The organism is Lewinella sp. IMCC34191 (genome assembly GCF_003390935.1).
Taxonomy (GTDB): domain Bacteria; phylum Bacteroidota; class Bacteroidia; order Chitinophagales; family Saprospiraceae; genus Neolewinella.
In genome coordinates, this window is sequence record NZ_QNQZ01000014.1 from 21,447 (window position 1) to 35,832 (window position 14,386).

10 protein-coding genes are annotated in these 14,386 nt (G+C 60.1%); 4 read left to right on the forward strand and 6 right to left on the reverse strand.

Annotation, left to right across the window (positions count from 1 at the left end):
- Positions 1-85: 85 nt before the first annotated feature.
- Positions 86-1,405 (forward strand): hypothetical protein, encoded by a 1,320-nt coding sequence (locus DRW39_RS20265; RefSeq protein WP_116108917.1) that lies wholly within the window; start codon positions 86-88, stop codon positions 1,403-1,405.
- Here DRW39_RS20265 and DRW39_RS20270 read toward each other — a convergent pair whose 3' ends face one another.
- On the reverse strand, positions 1,406-2,251 hold the full coding sequence (locus DRW39_RS20270; RefSeq protein ID WP_116108918.1) for a DUF5694 domain-containing protein: 846 nt from the start codon (positions 2,249-2,251) through the stop codon (positions 1,406-1,408).
- Between the two features lie 232 nt (positions 2,252-2,483).
- Here DRW39_RS20270 and DRW39_RS20275 point away from each other — a divergent pair, with 232 nt between their 5' ends.
- Entirely contained in the window at positions 2,484-5,240 is a 2,757-nt protein-coding gene (locus DRW39_RS20275; protein ID WP_116108919.1) for a T9SS type A sorting domain-containing protein, read from the forward strand.
- 59 nt (positions 5,241-5,299) lie between these two features.
- Here the strand turns inward: DRW39_RS20275 and DRW39_RS20280 are convergent, their stop codons facing one another.
- Entirely contained in the window at positions 5,300-5,992 is a 693-nt protein-coding gene (locus DRW39_RS20280; protein WP_116108920.1) for an ATP-binding cassette domain-containing protein, read from the reverse strand.
- The gene (locus DRW39_RS20285) at positions 5,989-6,288 is read right to left on the reverse strand and encodes a hypothetical protein (protein ID WP_116108921.1); all 300 of its coding nucleotides are present in this window, start codon (positions 6,286-6,288) and stop codon (positions 5,989-5,991) included. The genes DRW39_RS20280 and DRW39_RS20285 overlap by 4 nt, the downstream gene beginning before the upstream one ends.
- A gap of 187 nt (positions 6,289-6,475) precedes the next feature.
- On the opposite strand from DRW39_RS20285, the gene DRW39_RS20290 reads away from it, so the two are divergent.
- A complete protein-coding gene (locus DRW39_RS20290; protein WP_116108922.1) occupies positions 6,476-7,741 on the forward strand; it encodes an aminotransferase class I/II-fold pyridoxal phosphate-dependent enzyme in 1,266 nt (421 codons plus the stop codon).
- Between the two features lie 84 nt (positions 7,742-7,825).
- Here DRW39_RS20290 and DRW39_RS20295 read toward each other — a convergent pair whose 3' ends face one another.
- The 3 genes from DRW39_RS20295 to DRW39_RS20305 all read right to left on the reverse strand — a co-directional run bounded on the left by DRW39_RS20295 (position 7,826) and on the right by DRW39_RS20305 (position 13,386).
- Positions 7,826-9,574 (reverse strand): phospho-sugar mutase, encoded by a 1,749-nt coding sequence (locus DRW39_RS20295; RefSeq protein ID WP_116108962.1) that lies wholly within the window; start codon positions 9,572-9,574, stop codon positions 7,826-7,828.
- A gap of 237 nt (positions 9,575-9,811) precedes the next feature.
- On the reverse strand, positions 9,812-11,524 hold the full coding sequence (locus tag DRW39_RS20300; protein WP_232830207.1) for a hypothetical protein: 1,713 nt from the start codon (positions 11,522-11,524) through the stop codon (positions 9,812-9,814).
- Positions 11,525-12,960: 1,436 nt separating this feature from the next.
- Entirely contained in the window at positions 12,961-13,386 is a 426-nt protein-coding gene (locus DRW39_RS20305) for an HPP family protein (protein ID WP_116108923.1), read from the reverse strand.
- Between the two features lie 155 nt (positions 13,387-13,541).
- Between DRW39_RS20305 and DRW39_RS20310 the strand changes: the two genes are divergently transcribed.
- Positions 13,542-14,381, forward strand: coding sequence for a zinc-dependent peptidase (locus DRW39_RS20310; protein WP_116108924.1), 840 nt, complete (start codon positions 13,542-13,544; stop codon positions 14,379-14,381).
- The last annotated feature ends 5 nt before the right edge of the window (positions 14,382-14,386 follow it).

A 14,386-nucleotide genomic window follows, 5' to 3' on the forward strand; every position in this document is an offset into this window, starting at 1 on the left:
TTATCCATACGATACAATTTTAAATCTTGAGTATCGCATATCTTGGTAATTGTAAAGAATTGAACCACACTAGAACACACCCCTTATGCAATCACGTATACTCCCTTTTATTCTAGTTCTGCTGACCCTTCCTTTTGAAGGACGCGCGCAAGTATCCGATGACTTCGAAAATAACTCCCCGAACGGCTGGTATTCGGAAGGCGATGGAAGCTTTTCCGTCAGCCAGGAAATCGACGATCCGAACTACAGTTTTAAAATCGTGGATAACGCCACCGGCGACTACAACTACGCGATCGCGCCCGCCCGCTATCTAGGTGACTGGTCCGCCGCCACCTCGAATGATACGCTGGGGGTCGACTTTTACGTACGTACTTCCACTACCCTCTTCGACTTCGAAGCCCCCACCTACGAAATCAGCGGGCCGGGAGGGCGGGCCACGGCGCTGCCCGGGGTATTCCTTCCGGCCGATACGTGGGTGCGGCAAAGTATTTCGCTGAACGAAGCGGACTGGACCCTGGAAGAAGGGGAGTGGGAAGCCTTACTGTCATCCGTCACCCTCTTGCGTGTCCTCACCGAATACCGGACGGGCCCCGAAGACATTTTCTTGGACAATGTCGTACTGAGCTTCAATCCGCAACGCAGCGACTTCTCCGAGGGGGTTTGCTCCACCTTCGAGGACGGTACGCTGGATGGCTGGCGCTTCGTGAACAACGGGGCCATTCGCATCGACTCCCTGGACGGCAACCCCGGGCGGGGCGCGGGGGTGGCCGACCTTACCGGTGTGACCGGTACGGCCCTGGCTCCGGCAAAATTCTGGGGAGACTGGTCCGGCCTCCAGGATAGTGGTTACCTGCAGTTCGACCTGCGCATCGATAATACCTCCGGCGGGGAGATCGACAAACAGTACTTGATCAAGGTCAGCAACGAAACCGCCTCGGCGTATGTACTCCCGGAAACCTCGGAACTCTCCTCCGCCCTGGACGCATGGCACACTTTCCGCTTTTACATCAACGAAGACGATTGGACGGTCACCGAGGGCACCTGGGAAGAGTTGGTGGAAAACGTGGAAGAAGTGAACCTGGAGATCGAATTCGTGGTCGGTAACGAACGCGCCTCGCTCGACAACTTCTGCCTGCAGCCCGCGGATGCGGTCAGTGCGGCCAACGAGCCCTTTACCGACGAGCGTATCCGCGTCGTTCCTAATCCCAGCGCCGGCCCGCTTCGCATCACCTCCCCCGAGCACCGCATTCTTTCGGTCACGCTGCTTGACATCTCCGGGCGGGAATTGCGACACCAACCCGTCGAAGCCTTCGAATACACCCTCCAGCACGATCACCGCGGGCCGGCGATCGTGCGCATCACCACCCCGGCGGGGTCCGTGTACCGGAGGGTACTGCTTCGCTAGCTACAGGTAATCCAGGGTCTCTACCATCCGGTACTTCGGACTCCGACTGAAAAAATCCCGGAAGAAAGCCGCGTGGCTGGCCCCCGTGAGGATGAATACCCGGTCGTCGGGCGTCAGGTCCAGTCGGTTCAGATTACTGTACATGCGGAGGTTTCGCTGGTAGTACTTCGCCGCCTCGTCCGCGCCCTCGAAGTTGCCGTCGGTGCCGGCGTAGGTCAGGATGTCGGCGTTGACGGTGATCAGAAAATCCAGAAACGGATCCTCGTTCATCATGCGGAGGCGGTCACGCACCGTCAGGGAATCGTCGTTGAAGTTGGCGTATTCCGGGTGGTCGACGAAGGGGTTGCGCGCGTAAGCCGCTACGGTGGTGGAATCAATCGCATTGTCGATCTCCTGCCCGATGCGGTAGTTGTAATTCAGTTTATGGTCGATGCCGTAGATCCGTTCGGTGCCGCTCAGGCGGCCTACCTCGTAGGCCAGCAACTCGATTTCCGTAGGGTCCGTGATGGCCATATCCGGGTCGGCCAGGTAGGCGGCGTACGCCGAATCCAGCTCTCCCTGCCGCTGGGGCATCATTTCGACCACGATGACCGTCGGATCGAAGGCGGCAAGGTCGATCGCTATGGCGTGTACCCGGGCCACGTTCTCCCGGTCGTTCTCGTCAAATTCGGTACTGTTGGCATCGGGGGTGTAACCCATGTGAAAGGTGCCGACGTTGAGTACCCGCACTTTATCGGCCGGAATGGTACCGGTCGTGACCTCCGCGGCCGTAGGGAGTTCGGTCTCCTGACGCTCGCAGGTGGCCAGCACTAATGGGGAAAGGGCAAATAGTAGAAACTTGATCATTGTCTCGGACTTGGGTTAGCGTGAAGGACGGCAGCAATGCGGATACGCTGCACGGTCTTTTTTTCCTGCGCTCCGGCGCAAAAAAATATGGTAGTCGGGTGCTGACGGCGTACGGTGTAGTCGAATCTGTAAATCGTACAAAGCAGGCGGGTGCCGTGACCCGCCCCCCAAATGGGCTACTGTAACAACTGCGGCCCGGACGGCATGAAAAGGCAGTCAACTACCCTTTGCTATGTTCCGAGCCTTGCTCTTGCTTTACACCCTATTCCCCCTACTCCTCACCGCGCAGTCTGGCCGGCTGGACGTGTTTCGCCCCGGCACCCAGGTGACCTACTACGAGAGTGGCTGCGGTACCGTCCCCGCCGAAGCGGCGGGCAAGCTCAACTGGTGCCCGGAATATCCCTACGGGCCGCAGGCCGTAGTTACGCGCAGTACCGGGCTAAGCGGAAACCGCGTGACCGGGGCCTACCCGAACTACTTCAACGACGCGGAGATCTTCGGTACCGACGAAGGGATATCCATCCGTAAGGCGGACGGCACCTTCGAGAACGTTCCCTACGACGCGCTGGGCCTGATTTCCCGGTACACGAATGCGCCCTCCATACTGGACGGCTGGGTACGTCCGGACGGGGTATTCGTTTTTATTCCCAGCCCGGTCGATTACTACAAGGACCGCGACGTGTTCCTGTATAACCTCGTGACCAAGGAATCGACGACCATTGCCGTTTCCGACCGGTCGAATTACGAGGCTTTCATGCCAAAATATTTGGTCGGCAACCCCACTACCGGGACCACCTACATTGCCGCCCACCACGACGATTTCTTTACCAGCCGCGAGCAAATCTTTCATCTCCACGCCTCCGGCGCTATTTACACGAGCGACTACGACCTGCCCGCCAACACGGTGAGCCAAGACTACCTCCCCGTGGGAGAAATGGTCCTGATAAACGGGACGGCCTACATCGGATCGGCGTACGGCATTTCCGCTTACGACTACTACGGTAACCCGGTAGCGGATTACGGAACGGCCCTCGGATTAACGTACGGCGCGGACGTTTCCGCGCTCGTAGCGGCGCCCGACGGCTATCTCTGGCTCGCCGCACGGCAGCCGACCGGCTCCCGCCTCATCCGCCTTAACCCCGCAGACAGTACGTACCAGTCCTTCACGACAAACGTACCCGGTACCGGCACGCCGCTGCTGTTCACCGACCTGGCCGTGCTGGATAACGGTGACGTCACCGCCGTGGCCGAAAACTACGCGGGCGTGATCGACCTGGCGTGGCAGCAGAGCAACCCGGGGTGGACGTTCCGTTCCCTGGCCGACCTGAGCCAGCTTGCCCCGCCGGTGACGCACGGACCGGTCAGCGTGACCCGTGAGCACGGGCGCATATACTACGCCGTGGATAATTCCGCGGGGGTGCGGGACCGGGGGGCCGATATCCTGGTCCGGGCGGGGCAGCAGTGGTCCTCGGTGAACGACGACGGCACGGCTGGTGCGGCCGTCAGCGACCTCCGCCAGTTCGATCAGCTGGAAAGCGACGGTCGCGGCGGGGTATACGCCATCAGTAACGAGCACGACATCATCGGGCGGATGGACGCTAGCGGTACAATGCAGCGGTTCGACAACGGCCGGGGTATCCATTCCCCGCCCGCGGTGTACGCCGGCGACCAGCTGGCCTACGTAAATCAGCGTTCCTGGCTGTCCAGGTGGACGTCGACTGATTTTTCCTCGACCCAGTCGCTGCCGTCGGACATCGCCCGTTCCGACCTCGCCAGTAACTACGGCCGGGCACTGACCTTTTTTCAGCCGCAGCAAGGCCTGTATCGACGGTATCTGAACGGCACCTTGCTCGGGAGGCACCCGCTCGACCCCTCCCTCGATTATTCCTCCTATACCAAATTCGTTTCCGATCGCGACGGAAATGCGTGGCTCGCCCGCAACAACAAGTCCTACCGCTTACCGCTTGCCGGCAATTCTCCGGTCGTGCGCTACGACCTTGCCCGCGGCACCACCGTACCGCTATCGGCACCCTACGTAGGCACCCTACAGGAGTTGCTGGCCGCCCCCGCCGGCGGCGTGTACCTGGTGGGCACCCAGGGCGTAGCCTATCTAAACGGCAATACGACGAAATCCTTTACTTCGTCCGACCACGGATCCATGACCAAAATCATCGCGGCGGCGGTGGATAGCCGGGGAAGCTTACACTTGCTTAGGTCAGACCATCAGGTCATGCGCCTGGACGATCTCCCCACTTCGCCGTCCCTTACCAATCTGTACGGCAACCAGGATTACGCCGCGTTTGAAGTAAATTATTGGTCCGACATCACCGTCGACACCAACGGTGACACCTGGGTATCCGCCGCGAACCGGCTCTTCCGCTTTGGTGGGTATACCAGCTCCCCGGGCTACCTGAATACCTCCACCAAATTCACCGTTTCCGGATTTGTCTACAGCGACCGGAATAAAAACGGCCGGCCCGACCCGGGAGAAGGTATCGCCAAGCAATCCGTGCAGCTGACCGTCGGCAAAACCGTATCCACTACCTACACCGATGCTACGGGCCGGTACCGCTTTCCGCTTTCGCGGGCCAATACGGTTTACGACCTTTCCACGTCGGCCGGTACGACTTCCCCGGCCCTTCGGGGCAGCGTGCCCGTGTACGATACGCAGCGCCCGTACGCCGGCCCCGATTTTCTCTACAAGCGGACGTTGTCCTTCGCGAAGCAGACGTCCACCCCTCCGTCCGCAGCGTCGCAAGATTTACGGGTAAAGGTATACCCCAATCCGGCTACGGAATTTATCGTGGTTGAATCCAACGACGTAGCGGACTATATCCGGTTAATGGACGTCAACGGACGAATAGTGGCCGAGGCCCGCCCGACGGATACCCACCACCGCCTACCCACCACGCAATTGCCCGCCGGGGCTTACGTGTTACGGGTCGATGCGGATGGAGAATCACATCCACGCAAAATCATTATTCGGTAAAACCGGGAATATGTGCCCGCCCCTAATCCTTAATGCTTCCCGTGTGACGGACGGATGGTTTAGCGCCGGGGCGCAGGAGAAAAATGATCCGGCAAATAGCCAAGCTCCGTCAGTTCCCCCGGGTCCCGCAGCAGCCGAATGCGCCGGTCCACGATGAGGTACAGCGTATCGGCCACGTCCAGCACGGTACGGTACTGGTGGTCGGAAAGCAGTACGCCCTTGCGTGCGCGAGCCTTGCGTAGCGCGTCCAGCAGCAGCTCGTTGTGTACGGGCATCACGTTGGAGAAGGGTTCGTCGAGCACGGTGTAGCGGGTATCCGCCCCGAGGGCGATGAGGCAGAGCAGCAGGCGGGCCGTACCCAGGGAGAGGGTTTCGAGGCGGTCATCCGCTTGGGACTGAAATAGGGGATACTCCGCGAGGAATCGCTCCCGCTCCAGCCCGTAGTACTTCAAATAGCGGGCGACGGTCAGCTGCGGCGGGTGGCTGGCCCGCTGGGGCACGTAGTTGATCAGGCCCGGGCGGAGGTGGGGGTGACGTACGAAGGATCCGTCCACCGTAATGCTCAGATTCCGGTCAGGGTACATTCCGAATACCGCCCGAAACACGGAGGATTTACCGGTACCGTTGCGACCTAAAAGGGCCGTCACGCCGCGGCTGGCGACCGCTAGCGTCGAAGCCTCAAGCACGCGCTGGTTACCGTAGATAATCTGTATCTGCTCCAGCAACAGCCGTTCCGCGGGGGAGCTTCTCATCGTACCCACAGGGTCAGGGTGGCCAGCAGCAGGTACAGCGCCAGGTCAAGCGCCAGATAGGTCCCCCACAGCACCGGGAGCCACTGCCGCATATTGAGGAAAAATTCCGCGTGGTTCGGCGAGCGGCGGTGATTGACGGTGATCATCACTACGGAAAGCAGGGCCTTGGCCATCACCATACTCGGTAGCGCAACCATTCCGCGGACATACACCGGGATCAGCAGACTCAGCGAAAAAAGGATCGTCGGCACCCGGATGGGCCGGTGATAAAGCAGGGCGAAGTGGAGGGTAGTCACGGCCGGAGATTCACGGGCAGGTCACCGGTCGCAGGTCCGGGCCGCAAAATGGAAAAAGAGTAGGGCAAGGCACTGGGCTTAGGGATGCGGATGTCTTCCCAAAGTAAGAAATTATGAGGCACGCCATACCGGTTTCACCCGCTTCGGGAGCTTTTGTATCTTTGCGCCCAGTTTCAATGCCCAACGTATGAAAGATCTCTTCGACAAATTCCGCGAACACAAGGGTCCCCTCGGCCAGTACCAGGATGTCGCCCACGGTTATTTCTCCTTCCCCAAACTGGAGGGCGAACTCGGCCCGCGCATGACCTTCCGTGGTAAGGAGTGCATCATCTGGAGTATCAACTCCTACCTGGGCATCACCAATCACCCCGACGTGCGGAAGGCCGATGCGGAGGCCGCCGCCGAATACGGCATGGCCTACCCGATGGGTGCCCGCATCATGAGCGGCGAGACGGACGCGCACATCCAGCTGGAAGAGGAGCTCGCCGAGTTCACCCAGAAGGAAGCCGCCCTACTGCTCAACTTCGGTTACCAGGGCATTATGTCGATCGTCGACGCCCTGCTCACCCGCCACGACGTGGTGGTGTACGACCGCGACGACCACGCCTGCATCATGGACGGCATCCGCATGCACCTGGGCCCCAAGTATGCCTTTACCCACAACGACATCGACCACTTCCTGGTCCGGATGGAGCAGGCCAAGAAGGAGGCCGAAAAGCGTAACTCCGGCATCCTGGTCATCACCGAGGGCGTCTTCGGCATGCGCGGCGAGCAGGGTATCCTGAAGGAGATCTGCCAGTACAAGGAGAAGTACGGCTTCCGCCTGCTGGTCGACGATGCCCACGGCTTCGGTACCATGGGCGCCACCGGCGCCGGCGCTGGCGAAGAGCAGGGCGTGCAGGACCAGATCGACGTCTACTTCAGCACCTTCGCGAAGGCGATGTCCGGTTTCGGTGCCTTCGTCAGTGCCGATCGGGACATCATCGAGTTCATGCGCTACAACCTCCGCAGCCAGGTGTTCGCCAAGAGCCTCTGCATGCCCATGGTGAAGGGTGCCCTGGCCCGGCTGAAGCTGCTCCGCGAGCAGCCCGAACTGCGGGATAGGCTGTGGAAGAACGTCCACCATCTGCAAAACGGCCTCCGCGAAGCCGGCTTCGACATCGGCAACACCGGTGCCTGCGTGACCCCCGTCTTTATGAAGGGATCGCCCTACGAGGCCGGCGCGCTGATCTATGATATGCGGGAGAACTACAATATCTTCTGCTCGGTGGTGCTGCCGCCGGTAATCCCCAAGGGCCAGTTGATCCTTCGTTTGATCCCCACCGCCGAGCACTCGGAGGAGGATATCCAGACGACCATCGATGCGTTCAAGGCCGTCCGCACCAAGCTGGAGGATGGGACGTACGAGAAGATGGGAGAGATGTTCCGCGCCGGGGAGATCAACGTGGTGTAGACGAATACTCCCAACCTACGAAAAACGGGGTCGTGCGGCGTTTGCCACACGACCCCGTTTTCGTTAGCGGTAGCGCGCTTTCCCTTAGCTCGGGTCGTCAGACCCCAGGAGACTCTTGCTGAGATCGTCGATCAAAGCATCCAGTTCGGCGTCCTTGGCGGCGAAGTTACTGACGCTGTCCAGGTCCGTATTGACGCTGATGTAGTACTTGATCTTCGGCTCGGTACCCGACGGCCGGGCGGTGATGATGTAGCCTTCCTCGGTAAGGAATTGCATTACGTTCGACTTGGGCAGGTCGATGGTAGTTTCTCCCTTCCCGTCGAAAGAGTAGGACTTGGAGGTCTGGTAGTCCTTGACCCGGACGATCTTCTTGCCGCCGAGTTCCTTCGGGGGGTTGTTCCGGTAGCCCTGCATCAGCTCGCTGATTTCCTCGGCTCCCTTTTTGCCGCCCTTTTTCAGCGAGATCAACTCCTCCTTGTAGAATCCGTATTTGACGTATATCTCCTGGAGGGTCTGGAAGAGGGTTTTACCCTGGTGCTTATAGTAGGCCGTCATCTCGGCGATGATGGTACAGGCCACGACCGCGTCTTTGTCCCGTACGTGGGCACCGATCAGGTAGCCGTAGCTTTCCTCGGCTCCCGCGATGTAGGTCTCCTTTCCCTCCAGCTTGGTCATGAGGGCACCGATGTACTTGAAGCCGGTCAGCAGGTTGTAGCAGGTTACGCCGTTCGCCTCGGCGATCTCATCGATGAGGTAGGTCGTTACGATGGTCTTGGCGATGTACTCCTTGCCATCCAGTTTCCCCTGCTCCTTCCACTGCTCGATCAGGTAATTGAAGATCAGGGTTCCGGTCTGGTTTCCGTTGAGGAGTACGTGCTCGCCTTCGTTGTTCTTTACGGCAATCCCTACCCGGTCGGCGTCAGGATCGGTGGCCATCACGAGATCGGCGTCCTTTTCCGCGGCTAGTTTCAGGGCCAGGGTAAGGGCCTCTTTCTCTTCCGGATTGGGGTAAACCACCGTCGGGAAATCACCACTCGTGACCAGTTGCTCCTCGACCAGGCTTACGTTGGTGAAGCCCAGTTCCTTCAGGGCGCGGGGCACGAGGTCGACCCCGGCACCGTGGATGGGCGAATAGACGATCTTCAGGTCCTTCTCCTGCTTGACGACATCCGGGTTGATGCTCGCCGCCAGGACGTTCTCGATGAATCGCTTGTCGATCTCTTCACCGATGCGTTCGATGCGTTCGGGTTGGCCTTCGAATTGGATGGCGTCGATCGACTGGATGGCGTTCACCTCCGCGATGATTCCCTTATCGTGGGGGTTCACTACCTGGCCGCCGTCGGACCAGTACACCTTATAGCCACTGTACTCCTTCGGGTTGTGGGAGGCGGTAAGCATGATGCCGCTCTGGCAGTCCAATTCCCGGATCGCGAAGGAGAGCTCGGGGGTGGGGCGGAGACCGTCGAAAAAATACACGTGAATACCGTTCGCGGAGAAGATATCCGCTGCGGTCTGGGCGAAGAATTCCGCGTTATTCCGGTTGTCGTGGGCGATGGCCACCTTGATCTGCTCGTCCGGAAACTGCTTCTTCAGGTAGTTACTCAGTCCCTGGGTGGCCGATCCGATGGTGTATTTATTGATGCGGTTGGAGCCGACGCCCATGATGCCGCGGAGGCCGCCCGTACCGAATTCGAGGTCCTTGTAAAAAGCATCGGTCAGCTCGTTAGTTTTCTCCTGCGCTACGAGCTCACGTAGGGTTGATTTCGTCTCTTCGTCGTAATCGCCCTCCAGCCAGTTATTTACTTTACGCTGGATATTCGGTTCAAGGTTCATGCTTGCGTGGTTTAAAGCGAGTAGGATATTTTCCATCCGTTCTTACGTAAACGAATGCCGTGGGGTGTGCCCCTGCGTATGCCAACGGAACGGCACCTCAGGCGTACAAGTTCCGTTGTCAGGCGGGCTTTGTACGGATTCATATCCGATACGTCGACCTGCCTTCCAGGGTGGGCGAAAATAGGGTTTCTACCGCAATAGCCGCTGGCATTGCCGGCCGTCGTCCGGGATAATTCCTCAGTACCGCCAGGAAGTAAGGTCGGCGCCGGCGGGCGCTCCGTCCGCTGCCTTATCCGCCCACTTCGGAATAAACATTCGGTGATACCGCAACCGGCTGATCGCGTTCGGCTGGTCCGGATCCCCGTTCCAGCAGTGCTCGTCGCGGTCCCCGTAGGTGATCTCGCCCCCGAAGTCGACGGAGCGGAGAAACTTCTCGCTCAGGTACACCGCGTTATTCAGGTAATAATTATCCATATCCCCCACGTAGATATTGAGCTTACCGCGCAGGTCGGGTGCCAGTTCCGACCAGTCGCGCTGTAGGATGTGGGCCAGGTCGTAGTTCTCCCGCCAGTATTCCGCTACCTCCGGGTTGATTTGCCCGGATACCTTATCCCAGATCCGGCGCGGATAGCCGTCCGGGCCCACGGGACTGTACACCGCCTCCCAAATATCCCACTGCTGGCCGCTGCGGCTGCGGTCACCCAGCGCCAACTCTCGCTGATTACTTTCCCGCAGGGTGCTGGATATATGCCCCAGACTATCCCGGTGGGCGGGCCGCTCCGTGCGCTTGTAGTCACTGTCGAGATAATAGGCATTGGCGTCCTCGTACAGGTTGACCACCGTGTAGGCCCGGAAATCGATCGGGTCCGGACAGGCGGCGTAGCTCCCCCCATATTCCTTGGGGTACTTCACCTGCACCGCCATGGCCTCCCAGCCGCCGGTGCTGCCGCCGTAGACGAAGCGGGCCCACCCCTCGCCGATGCCCCGGAAGCGCCGCTCGATTTCCGGGATCAGTTCGTAGGTGATGGCATCGCCGTAGGGGCCCAGGTTCTCGGAGTTTACGGCGTAGCTGTCGTCGTAGTACGGATTGGCGTGCTGGATCTCGATGGCGATCACCCGCGGAAAATCCGGGCCGGTCCAGGCCTGGTAAAGATCATAGGCCTCCTGGTCGACGATCCGGTTGTAGCAATCCAAGCCGAAGCGAGCGCTGTATTCGCAGGGTTGCGTGGTATCCGGTGGTGTCGTGCGCCAGCCGCCGAAGTCCGCCGGGAAGTGGCCATGCATGATGGCCAGGGGGTACTTGACGTCGGGGTGGTCCGCCCAACCCTCGGGCAGCAGCACGTGGGCGCCGAGGTACATATCGCGCCCCCAGAATTCGCTCAGCATCTCGGAGCGGATCTTGATGTGCTTCACGTAATCCGTGTCCTCCGGCTCCTCGATCTCCGGGATGGCGCTGTCGAAGGCCATTTCGATCGGTTCGGCACGGCCACCCGTGACGGTCAGCTGCACCGGCGTGCTGATCAGGTTGCCGGGCGCGCGGTTCCACTGCTGGCCCTCGCCGCGATCCATGGGCAGTTTTACGGTATGGCCGTCGCTGCGGTGAAAGGTCTCGTACTTATGCAGCAGCACCTGCCCCTCGTAGGTACCGTTCGGCAGATCGGCAAGGGATTCGAGGGGGTAGCCGTAGGCCGTGCTGGCGTCAACGGTCACGCGCGTCCCCGGCTGCCAGTTCTCCACGTTCTGCCCGAACACCAGTTGGGTTTCGGGGCCGTCCGAGATCAGAAACCGGGGCTCCCCGTTTTCCGCACTGGAAAGCATTACCAACAGGCGACCGTCCAGCGCACTATCGGCCAGGCTTTCCGGCAGGAGCACGGAAAAGGTAGCTTGCGCCGCGGCGCAGGTAGAAAAGCCGATCAGCAAGCAGCAGAGTAGTCGGGTAACGTGAGTCATGGTCAGCGGGATATACCCGTAAGGTACTTCGCTGTCGGGGCTTTCTTGTTTCCTTGCCCGGAGCTGGAGCTCCGGGCCCTGGCAGGGTGGAGGAGCTCCAGCTCCGCCAATATGCCCGTCAGTAAGACGGAAAGCACAAAAGGGCCTAGGTGATCATTCCCGGAGCTGGAGCTCCGGGACCCTGGCAGGGGGGAGGAGCTCCAGCTCCGCCGGTATGCCCGTCAGCAAAATGAGTAGCACAAAAGGCACAACGTGATCATCCCCGGAGCTGGAGCTCCGGGACCCTGACCGGGGGGAGGAGCTCCAGCTCCGCCAATATTCCCGTCAGCAAGACGAATAGGACAAAAGGGCCTACGTCATCATCCCCGGAGCTGGAGCTCCGGGACCCTGGCAGGGTGGAGGAGCTCCAGCTCCGCCGGTATGCCCGTCAGCAAGACGAATAGGACAAAAGGGCCTACGTCATCATCCCCGGAGCTGGAGCTCCGGGACCCTGGTCAGGGTGGAGGAGCTCCAGCTCCGCCGGTATGCCCGTCAGCAAAACGGATAGGACAAAAGGGCCTGCGTGATCTTACCCGGAGCTGGAGCTCCGTGACCCTGGCAGGGGTGGAGGAGCTCCAGCTCCTCCAATATTCCCGTCAGCAAAATGAGTAGCACAAAAGGCACGACGTGATCATCCCCGGAGCTGGAGCTCCGGGACCCTGGCAGGGGGGAGAAGCTCCAGCTCCGCCGGTATGCCCGTCAGCAAAATGAGTAGCACAAACGGCACAACGTGATCATTCCCGGAGCTGGAGCTCCGGGACCCTGGCAGGGGGGAGGAGCTCCAGCTCCGCCGGTATGCCCGTCAGCAAAACGCATAGGACAAAAGGGCCTAGGTGAACTTGCCCGGAGCTGGAGCTCCGGGACCCCTATTAGGGGGGGGAGGAGTTCCAGTTCCGCCAATATGGCCGTCAGCAAAACGGATAGGACAAAAGGACCTACGTGAACTTACCCGGAGCTGGAGCTCCGGGACCCTGGTCAGGGGGGGAGAAGCTCCAGCTCCGCCGGTATGCCCGTCAGCAAAATGAGTAGCACAAACGGCACAACGTGATCATTCCCGGAGCTGGAGCTCCGGGACCCTGGTCAGGGTGGAGGAGCTCCAGCTCCGCCGGTATGCCCGTCAGCAAAACGCATAGGACAAAAGGGCCTAGGTGAACTTGCCCGGAGCTGGAGCTCCGGGACCCCTATTAGGGGGGGGGAGGAGTTCCAGTTCCGCCAATATGGCCGTCAGCAAAACGGATAGGACAAAAGGACCTACGTGAACTTACCCGGAGCTGGAGCTCCGGGACCCTGGTCAGGGGGGGAGGAGCTCCGGCTCCGCCGGTCGATCCGTCAGCAGGACGAATAGCGTGCCAAGGGCCCGTATGGTACTTCCCGGAGCTGGAGCTCCGGGACCCGCACTAACACAGCACCTCCCGGTACAGGATCGGCTCCTTATACTCCCGTTTCAGGGTATACCGGATGATGTCAAAGGCGGTGACCACGCCCTTCAGCGTACCTTCCAGGTTGACGACGGGGATGGTCTTGAAGCGCCGATCCATGAACAGCTCCGCCGCGGTGCCTACTTTGTCTTTTGGGGCCAACTTGATGATGCGGGTATTCATCACCTCGCTGACGAGCCGCGATTCGCTATCGAGGTTTTCCCGGCAGTCGCGCCACATATCGTAGGAGGTGATCAGGCCCAACAGCCGATAATCCTTGTCTACGACCGGCAACTGTTGAAGTTGTTCTTGCAGCATGATCTGCGCAATTTCACCGACGGACTGAAAAGGGTAGGCGGTGGCGATGTCCGTCGTCATAATCGTCCGCACTTCTTCATTCATCATAAGAATGGTATTTGCGGTTTTCTGGGCTTATTCCACTAAATATACGGGAATTTAGCCGCATTTTCAGCACCGTTTCCCGGCAACATTTTGCCCTAACTTTCCGTAAGATTAACAGGGCACCCCGCACCCCGAAACTAAAAACCCGCCCCCACCCCATGGATCCCGTCCGCGCCATCTACCTAGCCACCCTCTGCCTCATGCTGCTGGGCGCTATCCTGACTTGGCAGACCGGTGACGTCCAATCCGAACTGCTCCTGCTACCGGCGCTGGCCGCGGCGGGTGCCTATACGCTGGCTCCCCAGCTGCGGTGGTGGTACTGGAAAAAGCATCCCCCCGATCTGTCGACGGAACTGGCGCCCCTTCTCGAACGCTTTCCCCTTTACCGCGCGCTGGATCTCGACGGGAAGCGGGACTTTCGTCGGCGTACCTTCCTGATCCGCGAAGCCACGGAGTTTACGGGCATGGCCATCGAAACGATCCCCGCGGATGTCCGCCTTATGGTAGCCGCCTCCGCCGCTACCGTTACCTACTACCGGGAGGAATTTCTGGTGCCCGGCTTCGAGAATGTAATCTTCTATCCCCACCAGTTTCCCACCCCGGAGCACGATGTCCTGCACGCCTCCGAGATGTACGCTAAGGATGGTGTGATCATCTGGACGTTGAAATACCTCATCCGCTCGGTCGTCGAGCCGGACAAATACCTCCAGCTCGGCATTTACGAGTATACCCGGGCGCTGTTCTCCACCGATGCGGAAGCCCGCCGCCGGGCCCAAACGCACACCCTGACCCTCGAGGAGATCTACCGCCTGACCGATTTCAGCCCCGAAGCCCTCCGGAAGTTCATCGGACTGGAAGACCTGGACGTAACCGCCCTCACCCTGACCGTCTTCCATACGCATGCCCCCCGGTTCGCCGGCCTGTATCCGGACAAATTCCAGGGGATCCTGCAGGCTTTCCCCCTGCGTTTACCGCAATCACCGGCCACTCCGGCCTAGTTGCC